Origin of the sequence: Paraburkholderia sp. SIMBA_054, assembly GCF_046534875.1 — a bacterium.
GTDB classification, from domain to species: domain Bacteria; phylum Pseudomonadota; class Gammaproteobacteria; order Burkholderiales; family Burkholderiaceae; genus Paraburkholderia; species Paraburkholderia hospita.
This window is the reverse complement of sequence record NZ_JAWRXV010000185.1, coordinates 1-1012: the sequence shown is the minus strand read 5'-3', so window position 1 is coordinate 1012 and position 1012 is coordinate 1. Positions and strand designations below refer to the sequence as shown.

Here is a 1012-nt window from a genome sequence, read left to right as displayed (position 1 = left end):
TGGACGGTGATGCGCTTCACCGAGTACGAGAACCCGAAAGGCGATCTCGAATGGCTGATCCGCAAGGACGGCTGCATGCACTGCGAAGATCCCGGTTGCCTGAAGGCGTGTCCATCGCCGGGCGCGATCGTGCAGTACACGAACGGCATCGTGGATTTCCACGAGGAGAACTGCATCGGCTGCGGCTACTGCATTGCGGGCTGCCCGTTCAATATTCCGCGGCTATCAAAGGCGGATCATCGCGTCTACAAGTGCACGCTCTGCTCGGACCGCGTCGGTGTCGGCCAGGAACCGGCGTGCGTGAAGACCTGCCCGACGGGCGCGATCGTATTCGGCACCAAGGTCGACATGATCCAGCACGCGGAAGAGCGCATCGTCGACCTGAAGGAGCGCGGCTTCGAACACGCGGGACTGTACAACCCGGCCGGTGTGGGCGGCACGCACGTGATGTACGTTCTGCATCACGCGGACCAGCCTTCGCTCTACCACGGCTTGCCTGACGATCCGCATATCAGCCCGTTCGTGAAGCTGTGGAAAGGCATTGCGAAGCCGCTCGGCGTCGCGGCGATCGCGCTGACGGCGCTGGCGGGCTTCTTCCACTACACGCGCATCGGTCCGAACGAGGTCAGCGAAGAAGACGAGGACGCCGCCCGCAACGCCGCGCACGATATCCGCGAACGTCGCGAGCACAAGCCCGAGGAGCCCGTCAAATGAAACATCATCGGCATGAGAACCCGGACCTGATCGTACGCTATACGCCGAACGAGCGCACGAACCACTGGATCACGGCGATCACCTTCGTTTTGCTCGCGCTGTCGGGCCTGGCGCTGTTTCATCCGTCGATGTTCTGGCTGTCCGCGCTGTTCGGCGGCGGGCAATGGACGCGCATCCTGCATCCGTTCATCGGCCTCGTGATGTTCGTGTCGTTCATGATTCTTGCGCTGCGCTTCTGGCATCACAACTATCTCGATGCCGACGACCGGCAATGGCTGCGACAGATCAACGATGTGCT

2 protein-coding genes are annotated in these 1012 nt (G+C 62.1%); both read left to right on the top strand.

Annotated elements, in window-relative coordinates:
- Positions 1 to 714, top strand: a 714-nt coding sequence (gene fdxH, locus SB822_RS54665; RefSeq protein ID WP_410858793.1) for a formate dehydrogenase subunit beta, incomplete at its 5' end; no start/stop codon positions are given.
- Positions 711 to 1012: formate dehydrogenase subunit gamma (locus SB822_RS54660; protein ID WP_410858792.1), on the top strand; the 302-nt coding region annotated here is incomplete at its 3' end. The genes fdxH and SB822_RS54660, both read left to right, overlap by 4 nt.